General features: G+C 62.9%; 1 pseudogene. It reads left to right on the top strand.

Annotated elements, in window-relative coordinates:
• Positions 1-502, top strand: a pseudogene (locus tag ISO4_RS16905) (long-chain-acyl-CoA synthetase); the annotation flags it as partial.

Genomic DNA, 502 nt, shown 5'->3' on the forward strand with positions numbered 1-502 from the left:
GCAACGTGGCCTTCACCAACGTGTTCAACTTCGACAACACCGTGGGCTTCTCGCCGGTCAGCTACGCCATCGTCAAGTACGACAAGGAAGCCGATGAGCCGGTACGCGACGACAAGGGCTTCATGATCAAGGTCGGCAAGGGCGAATCCGGCCTGATGCTCGGCGAGATCACCGACAAGACCCCGTTCGACGGCTACACCGACAAGGACAAGACCGAGAAGGCGATCTTCCGGGACGTGTTCAAGAAAGGCGACGCCTGGTTCAACACCGGCGACATGATGCGCGACATCGGCTTCCGCCACGCCCAGTTCGTCGACCGCCTGGGTGACACCTTCCGCTGGAAGGGCGAGAACGTCTCCACCACCGAGGTGGAGCAGATCCTCGACGGCTTCGAGCAGATCGTCGAATCCGTGGTCTACGGCGTGGAAATCCCCGGCACCAACGGCCGCGCCGGCATGGCCGAGCTGCGTCTCGACCGCCCGCACGAGGAAGTGGACTGGCC

This window comes from Alloalcanivorax venustensis ISO4 (assembly GCF_015356855.1).
GTDB lineage: Bacteria > Pseudomonadota > Gammaproteobacteria > Pseudomonadales > Alcanivoracaceae > Alloalcanivorax > Alloalcanivorax venustensis.